We start from the raw sequence: 25849 nt of genomic DNA, 5'->3' as shown, positions 1-25849 counted from the left end.
ATGGCACGCCCCCGGAAGAAGCAGCGACCTCTCCCGCCCGGCCGGTTCGGGCTTCCGTGGCTGGGCGAGACCTTCTCGATCATCCGCAACAACCACGGCTTCTACAAGGACCGGCTCGAGAAGTACGGCCCGATCTTCAAGACGCGGCTGTTCGGCAACAGCTTCGTGGTCTTCTCGGGCCACGAGGCCTTCCACACGTTCGCGACGGACGCCCGGATCGTCCGCGGCGATGCTGATCCGATCTCGGCCGAGCAGATCTTCCTCAACTCGCTCGCCCTCATCGACGGCGTCGAGCATCACTCGCGCAAATCCGTCATGCTGCGCGCCGTCGGCTTCCGCTCGTCGATCGCGTCCTATCTGCCGACGATGCAGGACCTGCTCCAGCGCACGATCGACCCGTGGCTGGAGAGCGGCCGCGGCGGCAACCTGCGGGCCGACCTGCAGCGCTTCGCGGCGCGGCTGACGGGCGCCCTGTACACGGGAGATCTCAGCGAAGAGCACGCGGCCGAGATGGACCGCCACCTCGCCAACATGCGCGACGCGTTCATGACCCTCCCGGTCCCGATCCCCGGCACGACGTATGGCAAGGCGATCGCGGGCCGCAAGCGAATGGACGAGATCATCGGCGTGGCGCTCGACCGGCACCTCACGGGCGATTACGACGACATCGTCTCGCGCATGATCACGGCGGCTCAGGAGTCGGATGTCCCCGTCGACACGCTGCGGGGCGACATCCGGCACCTCATCTTCGCGGGGCAGGGCGGCTATTTCGTGCCCCTGACCCTCACGACGATGATCCTCGGACAGCACCCCGACATCATGGAGCGGGCTCGGGCGGAGGTCCTGGAGGTCTCGCCGGACGGCCCCATCACGATGGACCAGATCGAGCGCATGGAGTACCTCGAGCAGATCTCGAAAGAGGTCCGCCGCTACTTCGCGATGAACTCCGCGACGTTCTTCGGACGCGTGCAGGAGGACATGGAGGTCGGCGGGTACCGCATCCCGAAGGGGTGGGGCGCCATGGGCGGCATCCATATCAACATGCGCAACCCCGACGTCTTCCCCGACCCGGACCGCTTCGATCCCGACCGGTTCCAGCCGCAGCGCGAGGCGGCGCTTCCGCCCGGCAGTTACGTGCCGCACGGCGACGGCCAGAGCACGCACCACCGCTGCCCGGGTGAGAACATCGTGACGGTCGCCGTCAAGGTCTACCTCACGCTCCTGCTGCGGAAGGCGGAGTGGTCGATCCCCGAGCAGGACCTCACCCTGACGAACGAGCTGTTCCCCCTTCCGGCGAGCGGCCTCGTGGTGAACTTCCGCCAGCATGTCCCCGTCGCCGGCTGACGCCTCCGGCCGTCCCCCGCTCGACGAGCGGGGGATCCGCAAGCTCATGCACCTGACGCGGCTCATGATCTACGGCGACCGCCAGCCGATCGTGCGGACGCCCGCGGACGTCGGACTCGCCTATGAGGAGGCGTCCTTCACGGCGACGGACGGCGTCGACCTGCGCGGATGGTTCATCCCCGCGGGCGCAGGCCCCGCGCCCGCCGTCGTCTTCGTCCACGGCTGGATCTGGAACCGCGGCGGGAACGTCGCGGGGCGCGTGCCGTTCGTCGACCGTGACGTCGACTTCCTGCCCGCCGCGAAGGCGCTGCACGACGCGGGCATCCACGTGCTGCTGTTCGACCTGTCCAACCACGGCGAGAGCGGCAAGCGGCCGCCCCTCACGATGGGCCGGTGGGAGGCCCGCGACTTCAACGGCGCGCTCGAGTATCTGCGGGGACGATCGGATGTCGACGCCGGCCGCATCGGCGCGCTCGGGACGTCCGCGGGAGCGAACACCGTCATGTACGCGATCCCCGAGGGCCCGCCCGTGAAGGCGCTCCTCGCGGTCCAGCCGACGAAGCTCGGCGTCTTCAACCGCAACTTCTCGCGTGACGTGCTCGGCCCGCTCGGGCCCGCCGCGGCGCGCAGCACGGATCTCGTCTACGTGTTCCTGCGCGCGCCGCTGCCGAGCACGCACGATCCCGCCGTCGTGGCGCCCCGGCTCGGCGAGACGGTCGTGCAGTATGTGCAGGGCACGGGGGACCCGTGGGGCGAGATGGGGATCGTCGAGGGGTTCTCCGCCCTCACGCCCCACTCCCTGGGCGTCCTGGCGTATCCGTCGACCGGCCGCTATGAGGGCTACCAGTACGTGAGCAAGGAAGCCGCACAGGTCGCCGCGTTCTTCACCGCGAACCTCTAGCAGCGTGAGGAGAGGCCGGCCCGGGCGATGCTCGGGCCGGCCTCTTCCGTAGGATCAGCGGTGCCAGAGCCCGTCGTGGGCCGCCTGGCGCGTGTACTGCCGCGGGTCGAAGAAGCGGTCGTAGTACTCCATCTCGAGGTGGGAGAACTGCAGCCACATCCCGGGCGTGTAGAAGGCATCGACGTGGGCCGGGAAGCGCCCGTACGTGTCCCAGATGTAGTTGCAGATGTCCTTCGTGTACGCGATCTCGTCGGGGCCGAACCGCGTGCCCTTCTCGAGGAACGCGCGGGCATCGTCGATGTTGCGGTAGGAGCTCGCGAAGACCTTCTCGTTGCCGTAGGCCGGTCCCGTCGCGCTGTACTTCGACTCGACGACGCGGTCGACGGCCTCGTCCATCGACGAGACGTACGGGGGAGTGAGTCCCTCGAGGATGCCGTCGATGCCGACGGGGTTGGCCTGCGATGCGGGGACGGGCGGCCACTTGCGGTGCTTCTTCGGCTCTTCGAGCCGGAACCCGAGGCCGTGCCATCCCTTGGAGTCGTCCTGCTGCCAGATGTAGGGCGGGAACACGGAACCGTGGATCCAGCCGCCGAGTCCCATGGACTGCCCCATGAGCATGAGGTTCTGGAAGTAGAAGAAGGACTCGTAGTCGGTGCGGAGCGCGCCTCCGAAGCCGAGCGGAGCCTGGCTGTCCTTGTTGACGTAGCCGCTGCGCACGCGGGAGAGCCCGCCGATCGGGTGGTACGGGATCTTCGGCGTGATGCCGAGTGCGCCGCCGATCTTCGCGAACCGCTCCACGAACCCCTTGGGGTGGAAGCTGCGCCAGTCGTCGAGGAAGAGCGGACGCATGCCCCCGGGTTCGGTGAGCAGGATGATGATCGCGTTGATGTACTGCCACGTGCAGTCCACGACGGGGAAGAAGACTGTCGTGCCCGGCGCGTTCGAGGCCTGGTTGTTCCAGCCCAGGTAGTACGGCCACTCGCGGGGGAAGTCGAGCCGACGGTCCGAGATCCGGATGATGCACTTGCCGGCAGCCTCGATCCAGTCCGCCTCGGTGCGGTCGCCCCACTTCGGCGGCAGGTCCTTGAGCAGATCGAGCGCCTCCTGCCCGCGCGGCGCGCGCAGCAGGAAGATGCCGTCGTCGTTGATCATGAAGAAGTGGGTCGCCTGCGCGTTGTCGGCGCTGCTGCCCGTGCGCGCCAGGATGTTGAGGAACGGCGTGCCGAGCTCGTTCTCGCCGTTCTTCTCGACGAGCGGCCCGTCATGCGTCGTGATGCCCGTGATGCCCGTGACGGTGCTCACGAGGATCGCCTCCTCGAGCTTGCTGAGGGGCGCGGGGTCGTTGTGGCTCTCGTGGCTCAGCGGACCGGCGTTCACCGAGAAGCCGCGCGGGATCCGCCGCGTACGGCGGTCGGTGAGCGCCGAGAGGAAGGGATAGCTCGCAAGGTCGGCGAGCGCGGGGTGTGGTCCCGCCGCGCTCGATCCCGCTGCGGTGGACTCGTCGACGCTGGTCATGCGGGCTCCTCGAGATTGTCAGTTGTGCAGATCGAGCTGGGCGGTGATGGTGGGATACACGTCGCGCGCGGCATCCTTCCCGATGAAGCAGTCCATGTGCGCGTAATCGGGGATCACGTGGCGCGAGTAGAGCTCGGGGCCGTTGCGCTCGACGAGGAACTCGTAGGTGAGCTGACTGCCCTCGGGGATGAACAGCCGGTTGTGCTCGCCGTGGATGAAGGCGATCGGCAGCTTGAGCCCCTCGACGTCGTCGAGGTAGTCGTGGTCGCCGTCCCAGCTGATGGCGTGGTCCGCGCGCAGGATCTTCGTGATGTGGGTGAGCGTGCGCATGTTCGCGACGCCGAAGGCCTCTTCGAGGTGGTCGTGGGTCGCGTCGTTGAGCTTGTCGTGGTCGTAGACCTCGCCGTACATGAACATGACACGGCGGCAGAACGGGCGATCGCACGGCTCCTCGCCGGCGGGGTAGATCGCGAGCGCCCTGTCGTAGAGCTGCTCGACCCACGAGGGGTCGTCGTCGAACTCGGTCGTCAGCGTGTCGACCCCGAGGGCGTCGAGGATGTTCCCCGCGTAGATGCCGGCGCGCAGCTCGTTGAGCGTCCCGCCGCGCGGATGCAGCGTCACCTGCGATGCGACCGCCGACCGCACGCCCTCGAGCCCGAGCCCCATGCCCATGAGCATCGTGAGCGATCCGACGCAGTGCGCGACGATCTGCACGGAGTCCGCGCCCGACACCTCGCGCACCTTCGAGACGGCGGCCGGGTAGTCGTAGCGCGCGATGTCGTCGAGTGTGAACGGCGTCGAGGACGACGGGAGAAGGGGGCTCGCGCGGTAGTCGAGCACCCATACGTCGTAGCCGTGCTCGAAGAGGTACTCGGGGTAGTTCGTGTCGGTCGTGTCGATCGTGTACGCGATCGAGGAGGTGCCGAAGCCCGGCGTCAGGATGACGGGGCCCTTCGTGCCGCCCTGGAAGCGTGAGAGCTGAAGCTCCACGCCGTCCTGCGTCGCGAATCGGTAGACGGTCGCCTCACCGCATCGCAGCGGCCGTCGCTCTCGTTCCTCGACACTCGTCGCGCCCGGTGCGTCGCCTTCGCCCATTTCGACCCCCTGCATTGGATGCCGTGCCCTGCGTCGCCGCGGTGTGGACCCCCATGCCTCGCCCGCGACGCTTCAGCATATTGGGAAGGACGCGTCCGCGTCACGGGTCGGATCGGACACGCCGGACGCTCACCCCGACGGGTCGCAGGTAGCCTTGATCCGATTACCTCTTGGAGACCTGCCTTGACTGACGTCGCCCTTCCATCGACCGTGTCGTACCCCGCGGACGGCTTCGCACTGTTCCCCGACCGCTCCGTGATCGCGCTTCGCGTCAACGGCGAGCTGAAAGACCTCGCGACCCTCGTCGAGGAGACGGATGCCGTCGAGCCCGTCACCGTCGAGAGCCCCGACGGCCTGGCCATCCTGCGGCACTCGACGGCGCACGTGCTCGCTCAGGCCGTCCAGCGCATCCGCCCGCAGGCGAACCTCGGTATCGGCCCGCCGATCACCGACGGCTTCTACTACGACTTCGGCGTCGACGAGCCCTTCACTCCGGAGGACCTCAAGGCGATCAAGAAGGAGATGGAGCGGATCGTCCGCGAGAACCAGCGGTTCGTCCGCCGGGTCGTGACGGACGACGAGGCGCGCGTCGAACTCGCCGACGAGCCGTTCAAGCTCGAGCTCATCGGCCTCAAGGGCGGCGGCGCCGAGAAGACCGAGGGCGCCTCGGTCGAGGTCGGCGCGGGCGAGCTCACGATCTATGACAACGTGGGCCGCGACGGCGAGACGGTCTGGAAGGACCTCTGCCGCGGACCGCACGTGCCGGGCACGCGTCTCGTCGGCAACGGCTGGGACCTCACCCGCATCGCGGGCGCCTACTGGCGCGGCAGCGAGAAGAACCCCCAGCTGCAGCGCATCTACGGCACAGCGTGGCCGACGAAGGACGAGCTGCGCGCCTACCAGGCGCGCCTCGAGGAAGCGGCCAAGCGCGATCACCGCAAGCTCGGCAAGGAGCTCGACCTCTTCTCGTTCCCCGACGAGATCGGCTCGGGCCTGTCTGTGTGGCACCCCAAGGGCGGCGTCGTCCGCGGCGAGATGGAGCAGCACGCGCGTCGGCGCCACATCGAGGGCGGCTACACCTACGTCTACACGCCGCACATCTCGAAGGAGGACCTGTTCCTCACCTCGAACCACCTCGTGACGTATCGCGAGGGCATGTTCCCGCCCATCGTCATGGACGAGGAGCGCGACGAGAACGGCGTGATCACGAAGCACGGCCAGGATTACTACCTGAAGCCGATGAACTGCCCGATGCACATCCTGATCTACAAGGAGCGTGCGCGGAGCTACCGCGACCTGCCCATGCGCCTCGCCGAGAACGGCACGGTCTACCGCAACGAGCTCTCCGGCGCCCTGCACGGGCTCACCCGCGTGCGCGGCTTCACGCAGGACGACTCGCACCTCTTCGTGACCCCCGAGCAGCTCGAGGGCGAGGCGACCCGCGTCCTCGAGTTCGTCATCTCGATGCTCCGCGACTTCGGCCTCGACGACTTCGAGCTCGAGCTTTCGATGCGCGACGATGAGAAGGACAAGTGGATCGGCTCCGAGGAGTTCTGGGACTACTCGACCCAGGCGCTGCGCAACGTCGCCGTCGCGAGTGGGCTCAAGCTCACCGAGGTGCCCGGTGAGGCCGCCTTCTACGGACCCAAGATCGACCTGAAGACGCGCGACGCGATCGGCCGCACGTGGCAGCTGTCCACCGTGCAGGTCGACCCCAATCTGCCCGAGCGCTTCGAGCTCGAGTACACCGATCGCGACGGCCAGAAGAAGCGGCCGATCATGATCCACCGCGCGCTCTTCGGCTCGATCGAGCGGTTCTTCGCGATCCTCCTCGAGCACTACGCCGGGGCATTCCCGGTGTGGCTCGCGCCCGTGCAGATCGTCGGCATCCCGGTGGCAGAGGAGTACGCCGACTATCTCGGCGACATCATCGCGCGACTGCGGGCCGACGGCGTGCGCGCCGAGCTCGACCACTCCGACGAGCGAATGCAGAAGAAGATCCGCACCCACACGACCCACAAGGTGCCGATCCAGCTGATTGCGGGGGAGCAGGACCGCTCCGGCGGCACCGTCTCGTTCCGGTTCCGCGACGGGACGCAGCGCAACGGCATCCCCGTCGACGAGGCGATCGCGCTCGTGCAGCGCGCCATCGCGTCGCACGCGCTCGTGAACACCGCGGAGGATCTGGCGTGACCGACGGCGGCGCCGGGGAGGCCGAGCTCATCGCGGCGAGCGTCATCCCCGGCGTCCCGGACGAGTTCCAGCGGCTGTGGACCCCGCACCGGATGGCCTACATCCAGGCCGGCCCCGAGCCGCTGCGCGAAGTGTGCCCGTTCTGCGCGGCACCCGGCATGACCGACGCCGACGCCCTCATCGTGCACCGCGGAGTGACCTCGTTTGTCCTGCTGAACCTCTTCCCGTACAACTCGGGTCACCTGCTCGTGTGCCCGTATCGCCATATCGGGACGTACGACGAGGCCACGGACGAAGAGGTCGCCGAGATCGGCGCACTCACCCAGCGCGCGATGCGCGTGCTCAAGAAGGTCGCGCACTGTGACGGCTTCAACATCGGCATGAACCAGGGCGCGGTCGCGGGGGCGGGCGTCGACGCGCACCTGCACCAGCACATCGTGCCGCGCTGGGCGACGGACGCGAACTTCTTCCCGATCATCGCCAAGACGAAGGCGCTCCCGCAGCTCCTCGGCGAGGTCCGAAAGAGCGTCGCGGAGGCCTGGGACGCCTGACGCGCCGCGGGAAGCTCAGCCGGGTCAGCGCACCTGCGTGACGGCGAACTGCATGCGCGGGTGCGCGTACGCCTCCTGGGACTCGACGAGCTGCAGCTCGCGCTCGCCCGACTCGTGCGTGCGCTCGAGCAGGTCGTAGACGCTCGACGTCGTGCGGGCGAGGGCGTCCGCGGCATCGCCGCTCGAGCGATAGTGCGCCGTGAACAGCGCGGCTGTGACATCCCCCGATCCGTTCGCCTTCATCGGAATACGGGGCGTCTGCACGATCCACGCGCCGTCGTCCGTCACGGCGAGCATCTCGATCGTGCCTGCCGGAGCATCCGGTCGCTCGACGCTCGTGACGAGCACCGTCCGCGGTCCCGTCTCGCGGGCCAGATCCGCCGAGGCCAGAGTCGAGACGAGATCGGTCGGCTCGGTGCCCGTGAGGAACCCCAGCTCGAACTGGTTGGGCGTGATGATGTCGGCGTTCGGCACGACGCGCTCGCGGAGGAGCACGGGGATCGCGGGTGCGACGAAGCATCCCGACTTTGCGTTGCCCATGACGGGGTCGCACGAGTACACGGCGGACGGGTTCGCGGCCTTGACGCGCGCGACGGCGTCGAGGATGACGTCGCCGATGCCCTCGCTGCCCTGATAGCCCGACAGCACGACGTCGATCTGGGGGAGGATGCCGCGCTCCTCGATCCCGGTGATGACGTCCGCGACGTCGGCCGGTGAGATGAGCGGGCCGCGCCACGCCCCGTAGCCGGTGTGGTTCGAGAAGTTCACCGTGTAGACGGGGAGCACTTCGACCCCGATCCGCTGGAGCGGGAAGACCGCGGCGGAGTTGCCGACATGCCCGTACGCGACGGCGGACTGGATCGAGAGAATCTTCACCGCTCGATCATCGCACTTCGCGCATGGCCTCCCCGGACCGGGCGGCCGCCGCGATGTCGGCGGCGAGCTGCTGCGCGTCGTCGTCGTCGAGATCGTGGACGGTGAGACGCAGATGCCACGAGGCGTCGTCGTCCGCGAGGACGAACTCGTCTCCGGGCCGCACGAGCCAGCCGCGTCGCATGAGCTGCTCCGTCGCGGAGCGCGCCGAGATGGGCAGGCGCACCCACAGGTTGAGTCCGTCGCCCGCGACGGCCGGGATGCCGTGCGTCGCGAGGCGCTCCGCGAAGGCGGCGTTGCGCTCGGCGTAGTGCGCCGCCGCCGACTCGATCTCGGCGAGCACCTCGCCGTCGGTCACGAGGGCGTGCGTGAGCCGCTGGAGCAGGTGGCTGACCCATGTCGTCCCGGGCGTGAGCCGCATCGCGAGCCGCTCCGCGGTCCGCGGATCGGATGCCGTGACGGCCAGGCACATGTCGGGGCCGAGGAACTTCGACACCGACCGGACGAGCGCCCAGCGGCGATGATCGGGACCGATGAGCGAGTGGTAGGGCTGCGTCGACAGCATCGCGAAGTGGTCGTCCTCGATCACGAGCACATACGGATGCGCCGCGAGCACGTTCCGCAGGTCTTCCGCGCGCCGGGCGCTGATGCTCGCCCCGGTCGGGTTCTGCGCGCGCGGCGTGCAGACGATCGCCCGCACGCCGTCGGCCAGAGCGGCGCGCAGTCCGTCGACTGTCATCCCCTCGTCGTCGACGGGGATCGGGATGGGGCGATACCCGCCGAGCCGCACCGTGTGGATGCTCGCGAGGAAGCACGGATCCTCGAGACCCACGGCGTCATCGCGCGTGAGAGCCTGCGCGAGAAGCCGCTCGATCGCGTCCGATGCCCCGCTCGTGATCGTGAGGCGGAACGTCAGGGCCGGGTCGACGGCATCGCGCATCCATCCGTCGGCCCAGCCCGCGAGCTCGCGGTCGATGACCGGCTCGCCGTACAGGACGGGGCGCCCCGCGACGTGCGCGAGGGCGGTCGAGGGATCGGGGATGAGGTCGGGGTCGGGGTTGCCCGTGCCGACGTCGCGCAGCACGGTGTCGATCGCGTACCCCTCCTGCGCGACGGGCGCGCGCCCCGCGACGCGGGTTCCGCCGCGCCCCGCCGTCACGACGACTCCCGCGCGCCCGAGCAGGCGATAGGCCGCCATGACGGTGTTGCGGTTCACGTGCAGGCGATCGGCGAGGGCGCGCACGGAGGGGAGGGGGTCGCCGGGGGACAGCGTCGCCCGGTCGAGCAGCCGGCGCACGCTCTCGGCGATCTCGACAGCCGTGGCGCCCGTGATCTCGTCGTCCATCGAACCCCCTGGCGGCCTGCGGAATCACGTCCTGCGACGTGCTATCTTTTGGCCTAGGCCAATACCGAGGAGTCTATCCATGTCCGAGCCCACCACAGGATCGTCCCGCGTCAAGCGCGGCCTCGCCGAGATGCTGAAGGGCGGCGTCATCATGGACGTCGTCACGGCCGAGCAGGCCCGCATCGCCGAGGATGCCGGCGCCGTCGCCGTCATGGCGCTCGAGCGCGTGCCCGCCGACATCCGCGCCCAAGGCGGCGTGTCGCGCATGAGCGACCCCGACATGATCGACAGCATCATCGAGGCCGTCTCGATCCCGGTCATGGCGAAGGCGCGCATCGGCCACTTCGTCGAGGCCCAGGTGCTGCAGGAGCTCGGCGTCGACTACATCGACGAGTCCGAAGTGCTCTCGCCCGCCGACTACGTCAACCACATCGACAAGTGGGGCTTCACGGTGCCCTTTGTCTGCGGTGCGACCAACCTCGGCGAGGCCCTGCGACGCATCAACGAGGGCGCGGCGATGATCCGCTCCAAGGGCGAGGCCGGGACGGGCGACGTCTCCGAGGCCACGAAGCACATCCGCAAGATCACGAGCGAGATCAACGTCCTCAAGTCGATGACGAAAGACGAGCTGTACGTCGCCGCGAAGGAGCTGCAGGCGCCGTACGAGCTCGTCGCCGAGATCGCCGCGACGGGCAAGCTGCCGGTCGTGCTGTTCGTCGCGGGCGGCGTCGCGACGCCGGCCGACGCGGCAATGATGATGCAGATGGGCGCCGACGGCGTGTTCGTCGGCTCGGGCATCTTCAAGTCCGGCAACCCCGCCGAGCGTGCTGCCGCGATCGTGAAGGCGACGACCTTCTACGACGACGCCAAGGTCATCGCGGAGGTCTCGCGCGGCCTCGGCGAGGCGATGGTCGGCATCAACGTCTCCGACCTCCCGGCACCGCACCGCCTCTCCGAGCGCGGCTGGTGACGCGCTGAGCATCGAACGCCGACCGCACGTCGGGATCCTCGCCCTGCAGGGCGACGTCCGCGAGCACGCCCACGTGCTGCGCGAGCTCGGCGCCGAGGTGTCGCTCGTGCGGCGCCCCGCCGAGCTCGCGGCCGTCGACGGTCTCGTGATCCCCGGCGGCGAATCGAGCGTCATCGACAAGCTGTCGAGGTCGTTCGGGATGCAGCATCCCATCCGCGACGCGATCGCCGCGGGCATGCCGGTGTACGGCACGTGCGCCGGCATGATCATGCTGGCCGACCGGCTCACCAATCCCATCGCCGGCCAGGAGACCTTCGGCGGACTCGACGTCGTCGTGACGCGCAACGCGTTCGGCAGCCAGGTCGACTCGTTCGAGACGGATCTCGAGGTCGCGGGCTTCGAGGGGCACGCCGTGCGCGCGACGTTCATCCGCGCGCCGCTCGTCGCGGCAGTGGGCCCGCGGGCGACCGCGATCGCGACGCTGCCCGACGGAGGCGTCGTCGCCGTCGAGCAGGGTCCGCTGCTCGCGACCGCGTTCCACCCAGAGGTCTCGGGCGAGACGCGATTCCACGAGCGCTTCCTGGGGCTCGTGCGCGCCGCGGCGCGCTGAATCCTCGCGGCTCGGGTTAGATTTCACGCATGGCGATCAACGACTGGTGGCGCGACCAACCCGAGGAGCGCTATTGGATGATCGCGCCGTCGAAGGGCGTCGTGGGTGACGCGCTCGTCGCGCCGAAGTCCTCGGACGAGCGCCGCTTCGAGTGGTCGCACGAGCTCGTCGGCCACACCGAGCCCGGCGACACGATCTTCGTGTGGGATCGCACGCTGACACCTCCCGGGATCGGCGCGTGGGGCCGGGTGCTCGGTCCGCTCGGCGAGGAGTCGCGCGAACGGCACGGCGACACGCTGCCGCACTGGCGCATGCCCGTGAGCGACACGCTGCGCCTCGCCTCGCCCATCACGATCACGGATCTGCGGCGGATCGGCTCGGACATCGTCGCGGTGCGCGACCGCGTCGAGGCCGCGACCGAGGGCCCTGTGTACTTCCCCTTCATCGGCGGACCCGACACGCTCGCGCCGGCGCCCGCCTATCTCACGAAGATCCCGCGCGACCTCGTCGCGCTCCTGTCGGCGCGCTTCGGCTTCGAGTTCGCGCTCTGACATGACGGCGTGGGTCGCACTCCTGCGCGGCGTCAACGTCGGCGGCGTCGCGATCCGCAGCGCCGACCTCGCCGAGGTCTTCCGCGGCCTCGGCTTCGCGTCGGTGCGGACGGTGCTCGCGAGCGGAAACGTCGCGTTCGAAGCGGATGCCGGCACGCGCGCCCGCGCGACGCTGCAGGCGTCCATCGAGGAGGCGCTCGGAACGCGCTTCGGGTACGAAGCCCACATCCTCCTCATCACGCGGGACGAGCTGACGTCGGCCATCGACGACTTCCCGTTCGACGCGTCGGACGCGGATCGCCAGCCGTGGGTCGTGTTCTGCGCCGACACCGCGACCCGCGACGAGCTCGCGGCGGCCGCGGCATCCCTCGACCCCGTCGTCGACCCCGTCGCGACAGGACCCGGCGTCGTCTATTGGAATCCGGTCAAGGGAACCACGACCGACACCCCGTTCGCGAAGGTCCTCGCGAAGCGCACGTTCGCGCCGCGGACGACGAACCGCAATCTGCGGACCCTGGGGAAGATCCTCGGCTGACTCCGGGGCTCTTGCCCTGCCGGCGCGACGACCGATAGCTTCTCCTCATTCTCAGGGGAGGAGCCGGATCCATGGCCACGATGCTGCCGCCCTCGGGAGAGGTCCCTGCAGGTGCCGGATGCGACACGAAGGACCTGGTCTTCGTGCATGACGCGTTCCGAAGGCTCTATCAGGTGATGCCCGCCGGCGTGCGCGGAACACCTGCGTCCGACCCCAAGCGCGTGCGCGCGGTCGCGCGCAACGTGCTCCTCGTCGGCGAGGCGCTCCACCACCACCATCACTTCGAGGACGACAGCTTCTGGGACGCCATGACGGCCCGCAAGCCCGCATGCGCCATCCACGTCGACCTCATGCGACAGCACCATCGGGAGGTCGCGGTCCTGATCGACGCGACGCCCGCGCTCATCGACGCGTGGTGCGCCGATCCCGGCCCCGCCACGAGCGAGCCGCTCGCCGTCCAGCTCGAGCAGACAGGCGCTGTCCTGCGCAACCACCTCGAGAACGAGGAGCGGCTGGCGATGCCGGTCATGCAGGAGGTGTTCACACAGGAGGAGTGGGACGCGCTCGGCGCGCAGGCGCAGAAGACGTACGACCGGTCGCAGATCTTCCTCTTCTTCGGTCTCATCCAGGATTCGCTCACGCCTGAAGTCGCAGCCGACCTCATGAAGGAGATCCCGGCCGTGATCCGGACGCTGTACAAGTTCTACGGGCGCCGGCAGTACGAGCGCTCGCTCGCGCTCCTGTCCGCCGGGACTGCCGTTCCGGGGTATCGCCCGTCCGAGGGCGCGGCCTGAAAGCGGCGGGGCGAGCCTACGATCGGCTCATGGCACGCGATCCGAACATCCCGGAGGCGTTCGACGTCTACACCGTCGTCGTGCTGCGCCGGCCCGTCGACGCGGTCGCATTCTCCGATGCGGAGCTCGAGGTCCTTCAGTCCGAGCACCTCGCGTACCGCGCGCGGCTCCGCCGCGACGGCCTCCTCGTCGTGAACGGGCCCTTCGACGCCCAGAGCGACGGCTCCTACCGGGGGATGTCGATCTTCGCGTGCAGCCCGGCCGAGGCTGCGCGTCTGTCCGACGCCGACCCGTCGGTGGTGGCCGGCCGTCTCGCCTACGACCTCATGGAGTGGTGGGTGGCCGCCGACTCGCTCGCCTTCCCCCGCGCGACCGCTCCAGTGGGGGACCGGCGCTCGATGCCGGACGAGTGAACCGGCCTCATTCCTCGTCGAGCGGCGTGAGGCGGATGACCGGCATCTCCCGATCCGTGATCCGCTCGTAGCGCGCGAACCCACGCGCCTCGGCGACGATGCGCCGCCACGCGGCTTCGCGCTCGCCGCCGTGCAGCTGCTCGGGCCTGACCCGCACCCGCCGGCCGGCGTACTCGATGCGAACCCGGTCCGGGTCGGCGGCGATGTTGTAGTACCAGGAGGGGTTCCGTGCCGCGCCGTTCGCCGCGGCGACGATGAGCTTGCGGCCATCCGGCTCGACGAAGCACCGCACCGGGTTCATGCGCTCCTTGCCCGTGCGCTTGCCGATCGTGACGAGCACGACCTCCCGGTCGCCCCGCGACCCCTTGCGGCGGATCCGCTCGACCATCCAGCGATTTCCGCGCTGCTCGAGCCGGCTTCGGCCGGGCTGCCGCGCGCCCCTCGTGCCGTTCGGCGTGTCGAATGCCATGGCGTCGCCTCCTCGGGTTCGGCGATCCTCCGTCCATGATCCCGCACTCTAGACTTGAATCCATGTCCGGCCACTCCAAGTGGGCGACGACCAAGCACAAGAAGGCGATCATCGATTCGCGCCGTGCCAAGTCGTTCGCCAAGCTCATCAAGAACATCGAAGTCGCCGCCAAGATGGGCGGCGCCGACCTCGCAGGCAACCCCACGCTGTACGACGCCGTGCAGAAGGCGAAGAAGACGTCGGTCCCCAACGACAACATCGACCGCGCCATCAAGCGCGGTGCGGGCATCGGCGGCGAAGCCGTCGAGTACAGCTCGATCATGTACGAGGGCTACGGACCCAACGGCGTCGCGCTCATGATCGAGTGCCTCACCGACAACAAGAACCGTGCGGCCGCCGAGGTGCGCACGGCGCTCAGCCGCAACGGCGGCACGCTCGCCGACCCGGGCAGCGTCGCGTACAACTTCACGCGCAAGGGGGTCATCGTCGTCGGCGGCGAGGGCACGAGCGAGGATGACGTCATGCTCGCGGTGCTCGAGGCAGGGGCCGAAGAGGTCGAGCCGCACGCTCAGGGCTTCGAGATCATCACGGACGCGTCGGACCTCGTGACGGTGCGCTCCGCACTGCAGGATGCGGGCATCGACTACGAGTCGGCCGACGTCGAGTTCGTCCCGAACCTCAAGGTCGAGGTCGACGCTGACACGGCGCGGAAGGTGTTCCGCCTCATCGACGCCCTCGAGGACAGCGACGACGTGCAGAACGTGTACAGCAACTTCGACCTGACCGCCGAGGTGCAGGCCGAGCTCGAGGAAGACGACTGACCTGAGCCGGGCGCGCCTGGAAGCCCGGTGTCCGGCGAGCGCCTAGCGTAGGGGAGTGGCTCGCGCACAGGCATCCGTCCGAGTCCTCGGCGTCGATCCGGGGCTCACGAGGTGTGGAGTCGGGGTCGTGGATGTCGCACGCGACCGCTCCGCGACGCTCGTCCACGTCGGCGTCGTGCGGTCCGATCCCGAGCTGCCGATCGAGCGACGGCTCGCGATCATCGCGGCGGGACTGCGCCTCGTCCTCGACGAGCACAGTCCCGATGTCGTCGCCGTCGAGCGCGTCTTCGCGCAGAACAACCGCAGCACCGTCATGGGCACGGCGCAGGCGAGCGGCGTCGCGCTCCTGCTCGCGGCCGAGCACGGCTTGAGCGCGCAGACGCACACGCCCAGCGAGGTGAAGGCGGCGATCACGGGCTACGGGTCGGCTGACAAGCGCCAGGTCCAGACGATGGTCGCGCGCATCCTGCGCCTCGACGAGCTGCCCAAGCCCGCGGATGCCGCCGACGCCCTCGCGCTGGCTCTGTGCCACGCGTGGCGCGCGGACGCGCCGACGGGCCCTTCCTCGGCCGGTGTGCTCACGCCCGCGCAGCGCGCCTGGAAGGACGCCGAGCGCCTCTCGCGGCGCTGACGATCCGCACGCCGGGCGGCGAGCGTGTCGCTCGAACAAAACTGCGAATCGCTCTCTAGGCTCGAAGCATGATCTCCTCGGTTCGCGGACGCGTCCTGCACGCCGACGCCGATTCGGTCGTCGTCGAAGTCGGCGGCGTCGGGCTCTCGATCGCCGTCCCGCCGCACGTCGCGCACTCCGCCCGGCTCGGCGAGGAGCTGCGACTGCACACGACGCTCATCGTCCGCGAGGACGCGCTGTCGCTCTTCGGCTTCGAGACGCACGACGAGCTCGTGGCCTTCGGCCTCCTGCTCGGGGTGACCGGCGTCGGCCCGAAATCGGCGCTCGGCGTCCTCTCGACGCTGTCGGTCGACCAGATCGCGGATGCCGTCGCCGCCGACGACGACGCCCCGTTCCGGCGCGTCTCGGGCATCGGCCCCAAGACCGCGAAGCTCATCGTCGTCCAGCTCGCGGGGAGACTCACGCCCTCGCGGCCCGCTGCCGCGGCGGGCGGACCGGCACTGCACGCGGTCCCGGCGCAGGTCACACAGGCCCTCGTGGGTCTCGGCTGGTCCGAGCGCATCGCGGCGGAGGCCGTCGCATCCGTCGCCGACGAAGCTGCCGACGCCGACCGCGCCTCGGTGCAGGCGCTGCTGCGGCTCACGCTGGCCGTGCTCGGCCCGGCGCGCAAGGAGCCCGCCGGTGGATGACCTCCGCGACATCGACGAGCCCGAGGACGAGACCGAGCTCGCGATAGAAGGCGCACTGCGCCCCATGTCGCTCGCCGAGTTCGTCGGCCAGCAGAAGGTCCGGGGTCAGCTGCAGCTGCTGCTCGACGCGGCGCGCATCCAGCAGCGCTCGCCCGACCACATCCTGATGTCGGGCCCTCCCGGACTCGGCAAGACGACGCTCGCCATGATCGTCGCCCACGAGAGCGGTCGGCCCCTGCGACTGTCGAGCGGGCCCGCCATCCAGCACGCCGGCGATCTCGCGGCGCTCCTGTCGAGCCTGACGCCGGGCGAAGTGCTCTTCATCGACGAGATCCATCGCATGGCGCGCTCGGCCGAAGAGATGCTGTACCTCGCGATGGAGGACTTCCGCATCGACATCATGGTCGGCAAGGGTGCGGGCGCGACGAGCATTCCGCTCGACCTCGCGCCGTTCACGCTCGTCGGAGCGACGACGCGCTCGGGACTGCTGCCCAATCCGCTGCGCGACCGGTTCGGCTTCACAGCTCATCTCGAGTACTACGAGGTGCACGAGCTCGAGCGCGTCGTCGAGCGTTCGGCGCTCATGCTGAACGTCGGTCTGCCGGACGACGCCCGCTCCGAGATCGCGCGCCGCTCGCGCGGCACACCCCGGATCGCGAACCGCCTGCTGCGGCGCGTGCGCGACTACCAGGTCGTCCACGGCGAGGGAAGACGCGCGGACACGGCGATCGTCAGCGCAGCCCTCGACCTCTATGACGTCGACGCGATCGGGCTCGACCGGCTCGACCGCGCAGTCCTCGATGCGATCGTGCGGCGGTTCCAGGGCGGGCCCGTCGGATTGAGCACGCTCGCGGTCACTGTGGGCGAGGAGGCCGAGACGATCGAGTCAGTCGTCGAGCCCTATCTCGTGCGGATCGGATTCCTCGGCAGGACCCCTCGCGGGCGTGTCGCGACCCCTCACGCGTACGCCCACCTGGGGGCCCCGCACCCGGACGGGGCCCTGCGATTCAATGACCTATAATCGCTGAAGGCTTTCGCCGATCCTCCTTCTCCAAGGCAGCGCCGCCACGGCGCGCGCCTGACCCGAAAGGTCTCCCACCCCCATGGACTTCGCTGCCTTCTTCGCCAACTACGGCCTGATCCTCGTCCTGGGCGCGCTTCTGATCTTCATGTTCTGGAGCTCGCGCCGCCGGATGCAGAAGCAGAAGACGGAGCAGGAGGCCAAGGCGCGCCAGACGGTGCCCGGGGCCGAGGTGCTCCTCCAGGGCGGCCTGTACGGCACGATCGTCTCGTACGACCCCGACAACCTCGACCAGCCCGCGATCGTCGAGCTCGCACCGGGCGTCGAGATCAAGGTCCACAGCCAGGCGATCCTGCGCGTCGTGACCCCCACGGAGACCGTGGCCGACGATGAGCCGATCGAGCACGAGGCGATCGAGGCGGAGCCGCTCACCGACGCGTCCGAGCCGGTCGTCGAGCCCGAGACCGACAACGGCACGGACAAGCCCAAGGCCTGAACCCCTCGCCCTCTCGAGGGCATTTGAGAAAGCTGACCCTCGTGGCGACTTCCACTCCCGTCCGGCATGCCTGGCGCGCACTGATCGGTCTCGTGACCATCACCGCCGTCCTGTTCGGCATCAACGCGCTCGGCGTCTACGTGTTCAAGGAGAGCTCCTGGACGCCCGAGCTCGCGCTCGACCTCCAGGGCGGCACGCAGATCATCCTCGAGGCGCAGACGACGGACGGTGCAGACCCGTCGACCGAGCAGATGAACCAGGCGGTCACGATCATCCGCCAGCGCGTCGACGCCTCGGGCGTCGGCGAGGCCGAGGTCACGACCGAGGGCGGCAAGAACATCGTCGTCCAGATCCCGGGCGAGGCCGACGACGAGACGCGCCAGCGGATCGAGGCCTCGGCGCAGCTGCAGCTGCGACCCGTGCTCTACGCGGGAGCGCCCGCCAACACGTTCGTCGGTGAGGACGGCGCCGAGACGCCGTACCCGACGCCCGACCCGGCGCTGCAGGCGACGCCCACGGCGGCGCCGACCGACGCGAGCGACCCGTCGTGGATCACGCCCGCTCTGCAGGCGGAATTCCTCGCGTACGACTGCGCGGACGAGGCGAACGACCCCGCGAGCGAGCCGGTCGAGGAGCCGCTCGTGACCTGCGACGTCGACGGCACTGTCAAGTACATCCTCGGCCCCGTCGAGCTCGACGGTTCGTCGATCGACGATGCGACCTTCGGTCTGCAGCAGAACAACGGCGTGTGGTCGGTCAACCTCGTGTTCGACTCCGAGGGCACCGCGACCTTCGGCGAGATCAGCCAGCGCCTCTACGGCGAGACGGCGCCCCTCAACCAGTTCGCGTTCGTGCTCGACGGCTACGTGCTCTCGGCCCCCGCGATGCAGGGCGTCATCCTCGACGGCAAGCCCAGCATCACGGGCGACTTCACGCAGGAGACGGCCAAGACCCTCGCCGACCAGCTCAAGTACGGCGCCCTGCCGCTGAGCTTCGAGGTCGTCAGCTCCGACACGATCTCGGCGACGCTCGGCTCGCAGCAGCTGCAGATCGGTCTCATCGCGGGCCTCATCGGCCTGATCCTCGTGGCGATCTACTCGCTCATCGTCTATCGGGCCCTCGGCTTCGTGATCATCGCGTCGCTCATCGTGATGGGCGTGCTGACCTACATCACGATCTGCATCCTGGCGTGGCGCATGGGCTTCCGTCTGTCGCTCGCCGGTGTCGCGGGTCTGATCGTCTCGATCGGCTTCACCGCCGACTCGTTCATCGTCTACTTCGAGAGAATCAGAGACGAACTGCGAGACGGCAAGTCCATCACGGGCGCCGTCGAGGACGGCTGGGACCGCGCGAAGCGGACGATCTACATCTCGAAGTCGATCAACATCCTCGCCGCCGTCGTGCTGTACATCCTCGCCGACGCGACCGTGAAGGGCTTCGCCTTCACGCTGGGTCTCACGACCGTCATCGACGTCCTGATCTTCATCCTGTTCACGCACCCCGTGATGCAGCTCCTCGCCCGCACGCGATTCTTCGGTTCGGGGCATCCGCTCTCGGGTCTGGACCCCGAGTCGCTGGGCGCCGTCTATCGCGGTCGTGCGCAGTTCCGCGCGCCCGCCGCCGCGGTCGGCACGTCGGCTGCGAGTCGCAAGGCATCGCGTTCGCGCGGTGAGGCCGAGCGTCGCCAGACGATCGCCGAGCGCAAGCAGGCCGAGCTCTCCGCTTCGGACGGCGGCAAGACGACCACGGCTGTGAAAGACAAACCGACCGCGACGGGCAAGGGGGGAGACGACTGATGCGCTCCATGAATCAGCTCGGCAACGACCTCTACACCGGGAAGACGTCATTCCCGTTCGTCGGCCGGCGCAAGATGTGGTTCATCATCGCCGCCGCCCTCGTGATCGGCTCGCTGCTGGTCCCGCTCGTGCGACCCATCCAGTTCTCGATCGAGTTCACGGGCGGCTCGCAGTTCACGGTGTCGGGCGTCACGAGCCCCGACCAGTCGATCGCGGAGGACGCCGTGCACACGGTCGTCCCGGATGCCGCGACGAAGGTCACGACGATCGGCGACGCGACGATCCGCGTCCAGACAGACCAGATGACCGCCGAGGAGACCCGCCAGGTGTCGGTCGCCCTCGCCGATGCCTACGAAGTCCCGCAGAGCGAGGTCACCTCCTCGTTCATCGGACCCAGCTGGGGAGCCGACGTCACGCGCACCTCGCTATGGGGCCTCGTGATCTTCCTGATCCTGACGTTCGTGATCCTCGCGCTCTACTTCCGAACGTGGAAGATGTCCGCGGCCGCGATCATCGGCCTCGTGGACGTGCTCGTCATCACGATCGGCGTCTATGCGCTGTTCGGGTTCGAGATCTCGCCGGCCGCCGTCATCGGCTTCCTGACGATCCTCTCTTACGCGCTCTACGACACGACAGTCGTGTTCGACAAGATCCGCGAGAATACGAGCGAGGACGGTGAGGTGTCGGGTCGCACGTTCGGCGAATCGGTGAACCTCGCCGTCAACCAGACGCTCGTGCGCTCGATCAACACGACAGTCGTCGCGATCCTGCCGACCGGCGCGATCCTGTTCATCGGCGCCCTGTGGCTCGGTGCGCAGACGCTCACCGACATCTCGCTCTCGATCTTCGTCGGCACGATCGTGGCGGCCTACTCGACGATCTTCGTCGCGGCGCCGCTGTACTCGCTGCTGCGCGAGAACGAGCCCGCGATCACGGCGCGCGACGAGCGCGTCCTGACGGCGCGCGAGCGCGCCGTCGCCTCGGTCTGAGCGTGACGGCGGTCCGCGCGCGCGAAGCGGTGCTGCCGCGGGCGTAGGATTGAGCGATCCTGCGGAGGGGAGCCGATCGGAATGACCGAGACCGTCCCGGCTGGCTCCGCCACGTCGCAGTCCTCGTCTCTGCGTCGCCTCGTGCCGCGGATCTTCTCGCGATCCGCCCGGCGGGACGACGTCGAGCAGCTGCTGCGCACCGTCCGCACGCACCATCCCAAGGGCGATCTCACGATCGTCGAGCGTGCGTACACGATCGCCGAGCAGGCGCATTCGGGTCAGGCCCGTCAGAGCGGTGAGCCGTACATCACGCATCCGCTCGCGGTGGCGCAGATCCTCGCCGACCTGGGCCTCGGGCCGCGGGCGATCGCTGCGGCGCTCCTGCACGACACGGTCGAGGACACCGATTACTCGCTCGACCAGCTGACGGCGGACTTCGGCGACGAGGTCGCGATGCTGGTCGACGGCGTCACGAAGCTCGACAAGGTCAAGTACGGCGAGAGCGCGCAGGCCGAGACGGTGCGCAAGATGATCGTCGCGATGTCACGCGACATCCGCGTCCTCCTCATCAAGCTCGCCGACCGCCTGCACAACGCGCGCACGTGGGGATTCGTCCCCCCCGAGAAGGCGCAGAAGAAGGCCACCGAGACGCTCGAGATCTACGCTCCGCTCGCGCACCGTCTCGGCATCCAGACGATCAAGTCCGAGCTCGAGGACCTCTCGTTCGCCGTCCTGCACCCCAAGCTCTACGCCGAGATCGAAAGCCTCGTGCGCCAGCGCACGCCGCAGCGCGAGCAGTACGTCCAGAACGTCATCGACTCCGTCGACGCGGATCTGCGCGAGCTGCGCATCCGCGGTCGCGTCATGGGCCGGCCCAAGCAGCTGTACTCCGTGTACCAGAAGATGGTCGTGCGGGGCCGCGAGTTCGACGACATCTACGACCTCATCGGCATCCGTGTCCTCGTGGGAAGCGTCCGCGACTGCTACGCCGTGCTCGGCTCGATCCACGCGCGGTGGACCCCTCTTCCCGGGCGCTTCAAGGACTACATCGCGACGCCGAAGTTCAACCTGTACCAGTCGCTGCACACGACGGTGATCGGTCCGGGCGGGCGAACCGTCGAGATCCAGATCCGCACGAACGAGATGCACCAGCAGGCCGAGTACGGCGTCGCGGCGCACTGGAAGTACAAGGAGCAGATGGCCGGCGGCAAGCCGGACGCGAAGTCGGTCGACGCCGATCTGGCGTGGCTCGCGCACATCTCGGACTGGCAGGCCGAGACGGCTGATCCTGGCGAGTTCCTCGACTCGCTGCGCTTCGAGATCGGCGCGAAAGAGGTCTACGTCTTCACGCCGAAGGGCCGCGTCATCGGCCTGCCCGCGGGGGCCACCCCTGTCGACTTCGCGTACGCCGTGCACACCGAGGTGGGCCACCGCACGATGGGTGCGAAGGTCAACGGGCGGCTCGTTCCGCTCGAATCCGAGCTCAAGAGCGGCGATGTCGTCGAAGTCTTCACGTCGAAGAATCCGGACGCCGGACCGAGCCAGGACTGGCTCGGCTTCGTCAAGAGCACACGCGCGCGCAGCAAGATCCGCGGCTGGTTCACGAAGGAGCGACGCGAAGAGGCGATCGAGCAGGGCAAGGAGGCCATCGCCCGCGCGATGCGCCGCCAGAACCTGCCGCTGCAGCGCCTCATGAGCCAGGACTCGTTCGCCGAGGTCGCGCAGCAGCTCAAGTACGAGGACGTCTCGGCTCTGTACGCGGCGGTCGGCGAGGGCCACGTCTCCACGCAGTCCGTCATCGAGAAGGTCACGGCGCTCGTCGCCGCGAGCGACACCTCGACGGGCCCCATCGACCTCCCGCAGGTGGGCCGTTCCCGCGCGCCGCGCGGGGGCGACTCGGGCATCCTCGTGCGCGGAGCGCCCGACATCCTCGTGAAGCTCGCGAAGTGCTGCACGCCGGTCCCCGGCGACCAGATCGTGGGCTTCGTGACGCGCGGCAGCGGCGTCTCTGTGCATCGCGCCGACTGCACGAACGTCAAGTCGCTCATGGCCGATCCCGAGCGGCTCATCGAGGTCGACTGGGCACCGACGTCCAAGAGCGTGTTCCTCGTGCAGATCCAGGTCGAGGCGCTCGATCGGTCGGGGCTGCTGAGCGACATCACGCGTGTGCTGAGCGAGCACCACGTCAACATCCTCTCGGCGTCGGTGCAGACGACGAACGATCGTCTCGCGCTCAGCCGCTACGTGTTCGAGATGGGCGACACCGTCCACCTCGACCGCGTCCTCAACGCCGTGCGGCGCATCGACGCCGTCTACGACGTGTACCGCGTCACGTCCTCCTGAGGCGCGCGGGCGGCCAGGCCCCGCAGCAGCTCGATCGCCGAGCGCTTGTAGGGCACGGGGGTGCGCTCGTCGAACCACGCGATCGCGTCGAGTGCGAGTCCCGGTGCCATGTCGGAGAGGCGGCAGGCGGCATCCGTGTGCCCCTCGCCGGGAAAGCGCGCGAGATCGGCGAGTGTGCGACGCGGCTCCGTCACGAGGACGCCTCCGATGCGCCACAGCTCCTCGGAGGCGATCGTGGGGTCGCGGTAGACGATCCGGCGGTCGACGACGTGGTGCAGGCGCTTCGGGACGGCCCGCTGGACGTTGTGCCGCGACGGCGGTTCGTCGAGCGCGCCGTGGATCCACGCGGCGCTCAGGAGGGTCGCGGCGAGGTTCTCGCGGAGGATGTCGCGCAGAGACCCCGCCCGCAGCGCGCGCGTCTCGACGGCATCGGCCGGGATGTACGCCTCGCCGAGCTCGACGAGGTCGCCGTCCAGCCGCGCCGCCGACAGTTCGGCGGGGGAGAGCCGGTCACCCGGGAAGTACAGGAAGGGCGAGGTCATGACGGCAGTGTGCCGGATGGCCCGACCCGCGCAGGCGCGATCGGGCCGTTCTGTGGAGAACCCCGGGCGCCGTCGGCGCCCGGGGTTCTCTCTCAGTCCTTCGATGCGACTCGTGCGAGGATCAGCCCTTCGATACGAGCGCTTCGCGGTCTGCTCAGGAACCGCCGCCGAGCGCCCGCAGCCAGCCCTTGCGCGCCTCGAGCGCCTCGGCGGCCTTCGCCGCCGCGCCCTTGTCGCCCTTCTTCTGCGCTGCCGCGAGCTCTTCCTCGAGCTTCTCGATCGCGTCGGTGAGCTGACGCGTCATGTCGTTCGCACGCGCCTTCTGCGTCGGGTCGTTGCGCTTCCAGTCGGCGTCCTCGCGCGTGCGCAGGGCCTGCTCGATCTTGCGCAGCTCGTCGTCGATGCTTCGCTCGGCCTCGCGCGGGAAGATGCGGCCGATCTCGTCCCAGCGGCGCTGGATGCCGGTCAGCAGCGTGCGCGCCTTCGCGATGTCGGACTCGTCGGCGACGGTCTTGGCCTCGGCGAGCAGCTCGCGCTTGGCCGCGATCTTCTCGCGGGACTCCTCGGCGTCGGCCGTCTCCCGCTCGCTGCGGGCGCCGTAGAGCGCGTCGCCGGCGGCCTTGAAGCGTGCCCAGAGGGCGTCATCGGCCTTCTTGCCGGCGCGGCCAGCGGTCTTCCACTGGTCGAGCAGCCCGCGGTACGCGACAATGCCGTCCTCGCCCTTCGGCGCGAGGGCTTCGGCCTTCTCGACGAGCGCGGCCTTGCGGTCGCGGACCGCCTTGTGCGCCTCGTCGAGCTCTGCGTAGAACTCGCGGCGGTGCTTGTCGACGCTCGCACGGGCATCCCGGAATCGCTTCCAGAGCTCCTGCGATGTCGACTTCGGCAGTCGCGGGCCGTTGGTCTGCTGCGACTGCCACTCGTCGAAGAGCGTCGCGAGGTCGGCGGAGGCCTGCTTCCACTGCACCGTCTTCGGGTCGCGGGCGGCGAGCGCCTCGGCCTTCTCGACGAGCTGTGTGCGCGACGCGATGGCGTCGTCGACGGCTTCGCGCGCGGCGGCCGCCTCGGTCTCGGAGGCCGCGGCGAGCGTCGCGGTGAGCGCGGACACGCGCGCCTCGAGCGCAGCGAGGTCGCCGACGGCTGCCGCGCCCGTGATCTTCTCGGTGACCGCCTTGGCGGCGAACCGCAGGTCTGCGGCGGAGGCGCCGCCGCGGCGCTGACGCACCTCGAGGAGCGTCACCTCGCTCGCGAGATCGGCGTACTTGCGCTCGTAGTAGGCGAGAGCCTCTTCGGCGGAGCCGTCCGGATACTCGCCGACGACCCGCCACGAGTCGCCTTCGCGCACCTCGACGGTGCCGTCCTCGGCGACGCGACCCCACGGCTCGGCGGCGGCGGCGGGACGGGAAGACACGGGAGCGCCGGGCCGCGGCCCGGGACGTGCTGCCGGCTTCGGAGCGGGAGACGGGGACGGGGTGGGAGCTGCAACGGGTGCAGGGGCGGCCTCGGGCTCGGCGACCGGCTCGGTCTCGGCGACCGGCTCGACCTCAGCCTCGGCCTCTGGCTCGGTGCCCGCATCCGCTGCGGGCTCTGCCGCGGCCTCAGGCTCTTCCACGGTCTCCGCCTCAGCGGCGGGCTCGGTTTCAGCGGCGGGCTCGGCAGCCTCGGCCTCGTCCTCCACCTCGACGCGGGCGGCGTCGGCCTCAGTCGGGGCGTCGGGCTGGGAGGGCTCGACCTCGACGGCGTCGGGCTCGTCTTCTCCGCCGTCTGCGACGGGGGCGGAATCCTCGGCCGCTGCGTCGGCGGACTCGTTCTCGGGCTGGATGTCGGGGGTGGGCTCCGGCGCGACGACGCTGTCAGGCTGCGACTCGTCGTCGACGGCGGGCTGCGGAGTGGGGTCTGCTACGGCAGTCACGATTGCACCTCAATGCGGCTCTCGCCGCCTGCGGGGGATGGACGCAGACAAGCCTAGTACCGGCAGCAGCCGGGCCTCAGGGTTGCGACGGGGTCAGGGCGTCGGGGTGGGCGTCGGCTCGACGCTCGGCAGCGGCGTCTCGGTCGGAGCAGGCGTGTCCACGGGCGCGGGTGTCGTCGACGGAGACGGAGTCACGCTCGGCGCGGGTTCGGGCGCGCCGGGACCGGCGGTGAAGTAGAGGGTCTGCACCCCTAGGACTCCGAGGATCAGGATGCCGCCGATGACGCCTGCGAGCAGGTTGTCGCGGCGCCGGCGCTTGGCCTGGTCTTCATGCAGCTGCTGCCGCGCCTGATAGACGCGAGCGCGCTCTCGGGACTCGCGTCCCTCACGGTCCTTGCCACCCGTCGCCACGGGACCTCCCTCGCTCCCCGGTGAGCCGGGCCGGGATGATCC

The 25849-nt window shown here is 69.4% G+C and carries 26 protein-coding genes; 18 read left to right on the top strand and 8 right to left on the bottom strand.

Annotated elements, in window-relative coordinates:
• A complete protein-coding gene (locus MJ607_RS06775) occupies positions 1-1344 on the top strand; it encodes a cytochrome P450 (protein ID WP_243074810.1) in 1344 nt (447 codons plus the stop codon).
• Complete coding sequence (locus MJ607_RS06770; RefSeq protein WP_243074809.1) at positions 1325-2245, top strand: alpha/beta hydrolase; 921 nt, start codon at positions 1325-1327, stop codon at positions 2243-2245. The genes MJ607_RS06775 and MJ607_RS06770 overlap by 20 nt, the downstream gene beginning before the upstream one ends.
• Positions 2246-2299: 54 nt before the next feature.
• Here MJ607_RS06770 and MJ607_RS06765 read toward each other — a convergent pair whose 3' ends face one another.
• Both MJ607_RS06765 and MJ607_RS06760 read right to left on the bottom strand, forming a co-directional pair.
• On the bottom strand, positions 2300-3760 hold the full coding sequence (locus tag MJ607_RS06765; RefSeq protein WP_243074808.1) for a hypothetical protein: 1461 nt from the start codon (positions 3758-3760) through the stop codon (positions 2300-2302).
• A gap of 18 nt (positions 3761-3778) precedes the next feature.
• Positions 3779-4855, bottom strand: a complete 1077-nt coding sequence (locus MJ607_RS06760) for an alpha/beta fold hydrolase (RefSeq protein WP_243074807.1) — start codon at positions 4853-4855, stop codon at positions 3779-3781.
• Positions 4856-5038: 183 nt separating this feature from the next.
• Here MJ607_RS06760 and thrS point away from each other — a divergent pair, with 183 nt between their 5' ends.
• Both thrS and MJ607_RS06750 read left to right on the top strand, forming a co-directional pair.
• The gene (gene thrS / locus MJ607_RS06755; RefSeq protein ID WP_243074806.1) at positions 5039-7048 is read left to right on the top strand and encodes a threonine--tRNA ligase; all 2010 of its coding nucleotides are present in this window, start codon (positions 5039-5041) and stop codon (positions 7046-7048) included.
• The gene (locus MJ607_RS06750) at positions 7045-7599 is read left to right on the top strand and encodes an HIT domain-containing protein (protein WP_243074805.1); all 555 of its coding nucleotides are present in this window, start codon (positions 7045-7047) and stop codon (positions 7597-7599) included. Before thrS ends, MJ607_RS06750 begins: the two co-directional genes overlap by 4 nt.
• Positions 7600-7623: 24 nt before the next feature.
• Here MJ607_RS06750 and pdxY read toward each other — a convergent pair whose 3' ends face one another.
• Both pdxY and MJ607_RS06740 read right to left on the bottom strand, forming a co-directional pair.
• Positions 7624-8475 (bottom strand): pyridoxal kinase PdxY, encoded by an 852-nt coding sequence (gene pdxY, locus MJ607_RS06745; protein WP_243074804.1) that lies wholly within the window; start codon positions 8473-8475, stop codon positions 7624-7626.
• A gap of 7 nt (positions 8476-8482) precedes the next feature.
• Positions 8483-9817 (bottom strand): aminotransferase class I/II-fold pyridoxal phosphate-dependent enzyme, encoded by a 1335-nt coding sequence (locus MJ607_RS06740; protein WP_243074803.1) that lies wholly within the window; start codon positions 9815-9817, stop codon positions 8483-8485.
• A gap of 79 nt (positions 9818-9896) precedes the next feature.
• On the opposite strand from MJ607_RS06740, the gene pdxS reads away from it, so the two are divergent.
• The 6 genes from pdxS to MJ607_RS06710 all read left to right on the top strand — a co-directional run bounded on the left by pdxS (position 9897) and on the right by MJ607_RS06710 (position 13690).
• Positions 9897-10787, top strand: coding sequence for a pyridoxal 5'-phosphate synthase lyase subunit PdxS (gene pdxS, locus MJ607_RS06735; protein ID WP_243074802.1), 891 nt, complete (start codon positions 9897-9899; stop codon positions 10785-10787).
• Between the two features lie 10 nt (positions 10788-10797).
• Entirely contained in the window at positions 10798-11397 is a 600-nt protein-coding gene (gene pdxT, locus MJ607_RS06730; protein WP_308193820.1) for a pyridoxal 5'-phosphate synthase glutaminase subunit PdxT, read from the top strand.
• A 29-nt stretch (positions 11398-11426) separates the two neighbouring features.
• Positions 11427-11948 carry a hypothetical protein gene (locus MJ607_RS06725; RefSeq protein ID WP_243074800.1) on the top strand — a complete coding sequence of 174 codons (522 nt, stop codon included), beginning with the start codon at positions 11427-11429 and terminating at the stop codon, positions 11946-11948.
• A gap of 1 nt (position 11949) precedes the next feature.
• A complete protein-coding gene (locus MJ607_RS06720) occupies positions 11950-12483 on the top strand; it encodes a DUF1697 domain-containing protein (RefSeq protein ID WP_243074799.1) in 534 nt (177 codons plus the stop codon).
• Positions 12484-12554: 71 nt separating this feature from the next.
• Entirely contained in the window at positions 12555-13277 is a 723-nt protein-coding gene (locus MJ607_RS06715) for a hemerythrin domain-containing protein (RefSeq protein ID WP_243074798.1), read from the top strand.
• Between the two features lie 29 nt (positions 13278-13306).
• Entirely contained in the window at positions 13307-13690 is a 384-nt protein-coding gene (locus MJ607_RS06710) for a YciI family protein (RefSeq protein ID WP_243074797.1), read from the top strand.
• A 7-nt stretch (positions 13691-13697) separates the two neighbouring features.
• Here MJ607_RS06710 and MJ607_RS06705 read toward each other — a convergent pair whose 3' ends face one another.
• The gene (locus tag MJ607_RS06705) at positions 13698-14159 is read right to left on the bottom strand and encodes a nitroreductase/quinone reductase family protein (RefSeq protein WP_243074796.1); all 462 of its coding nucleotides are present in this window, start codon (positions 14157-14159) and stop codon (positions 13698-13700) included.
• Between the two features lie 62 nt (positions 14160-14221).
• Here MJ607_RS06705 and MJ607_RS06700 point away from each other — a divergent pair, with 62 nt between their 5' ends.
• The 8 genes from MJ607_RS06700 to MJ607_RS06665 all read left to right on the top strand — a co-directional run bounded on the left by MJ607_RS06700 (position 14222) and on the right by MJ607_RS06665 (position 22945).
• A complete protein-coding gene (locus MJ607_RS06700) occupies positions 14222-14980 on the top strand; it encodes a YebC/PmpR family DNA-binding transcriptional regulator (protein WP_243074795.1) in 759 nt (252 codons plus the stop codon).
• 55 nt (positions 14981-15035) lie between these two features.
• The gene (gene ruvC, locus MJ607_RS06695; protein WP_243074794.1) at positions 15036-15611 is read left to right on the top strand and encodes a crossover junction endodeoxyribonuclease RuvC; all 576 of its coding nucleotides are present in this window, start codon (positions 15036-15038) and stop codon (positions 15609-15611) included.
• Positions 15612-15679: 68 nt separating this feature from the next.
• On the top strand, positions 15680-16300 hold the full coding sequence (ruvA, locus tag MJ607_RS06690; protein ID WP_243074793.1) for a Holliday junction branch migration protein RuvA: 621 nt from the start codon (positions 15680-15682) through the stop codon (positions 16298-16300).
• Complete coding sequence (gene ruvB / locus MJ607_RS06685; protein WP_308193812.1) at positions 16293-17321, top strand: Holliday junction branch migration DNA helicase RuvB; 1029 nt, start codon at positions 16293-16295, stop codon at positions 17319-17321. Before ruvA ends, ruvB begins: the two co-directional genes overlap by 8 nt.
• An 82-nt stretch (positions 17322-17403) precedes the next feature.
• On the top strand, positions 17404-17817 hold the full coding sequence (yajC, locus tag MJ607_RS06680) for a preprotein translocase subunit YajC (RefSeq protein WP_243074792.1): 414 nt from the start codon (positions 17404-17406) through the stop codon (positions 17815-17817).
• A gap of 41 nt (positions 17818-17858) precedes the next feature.
• Positions 17859-19613, top strand: coding sequence for a protein translocase subunit SecD (gene secD, locus MJ607_RS06675; protein ID WP_243074791.1), 1755 nt, complete (start codon positions 17859-17861; stop codon positions 19611-19613).
• Complete coding sequence (gene secF, locus MJ607_RS06670; protein WP_243074790.1) at positions 19613-20602, top strand: protein translocase subunit SecF; 990 nt, start codon at positions 19613-19615, stop codon at positions 20600-20602. Before secD ends, secF begins: the two co-directional genes overlap by 1 nt.
• An 81-nt stretch (positions 20603-20683) precedes the next feature.
• Complete coding sequence (locus tag MJ607_RS06665) at positions 20684-22945, top strand: bifunctional (p)ppGpp synthetase/guanosine-3',5'-bis(diphosphate) 3'-pyrophosphohydrolase (protein WP_243074789.1); 2262 nt, start codon at positions 20684-20686, stop codon at positions 22943-22945.
• Here the strand turns inward: MJ607_RS06665 and MJ607_RS06660 are convergent.
• From MJ607_RS06660 to MJ607_RS06650, 3 genes are all read right to left on the bottom strand, one after another.
• Positions 22915-23487, bottom strand: a complete 573-nt coding sequence (locus tag MJ607_RS06660; RefSeq protein ID WP_243074788.1) for a type IV toxin-antitoxin system AbiEi family antitoxin — start codon at positions 23485-23487, stop codon at positions 22915-22917. The two genes, MJ607_RS06665 and MJ607_RS06660, sit on opposite strands and share 31 nt — an antisense overlap.
• A gap of 154 nt (positions 23488-23641) precedes the next feature.
• Complete coding sequence (locus tag MJ607_RS06655; protein ID WP_243075274.1) at positions 23642-24895, bottom strand: DUF349 domain-containing protein; 1254 nt, start codon at positions 24893-24895, stop codon at positions 23642-23644.
• Positions 24896-25489: 594 nt separating this feature from the next.
• Positions 25490-25807, bottom strand: a complete 318-nt coding sequence (locus MJ607_RS06650) for a dioxygenase (RefSeq protein WP_243074787.1) — start codon at positions 25805-25807, stop codon at positions 25490-25492.
• Positions 25808-25849: the final 42 nt, after the last annotated feature.

The sequence above is a fragment of the Microbacterium sp. SS28 genome, from assembly GCF_022761035.1.
Lineage (GTDB): Bacteria > Actinomycetota > Actinomycetes > Actinomycetales > Microbacteriaceae > Microbacterium.
The sequence above is the reverse complement of the archived record's forward strand: the minus strand, read 5'-3'. Positions and strand labels throughout refer to the sequence as shown.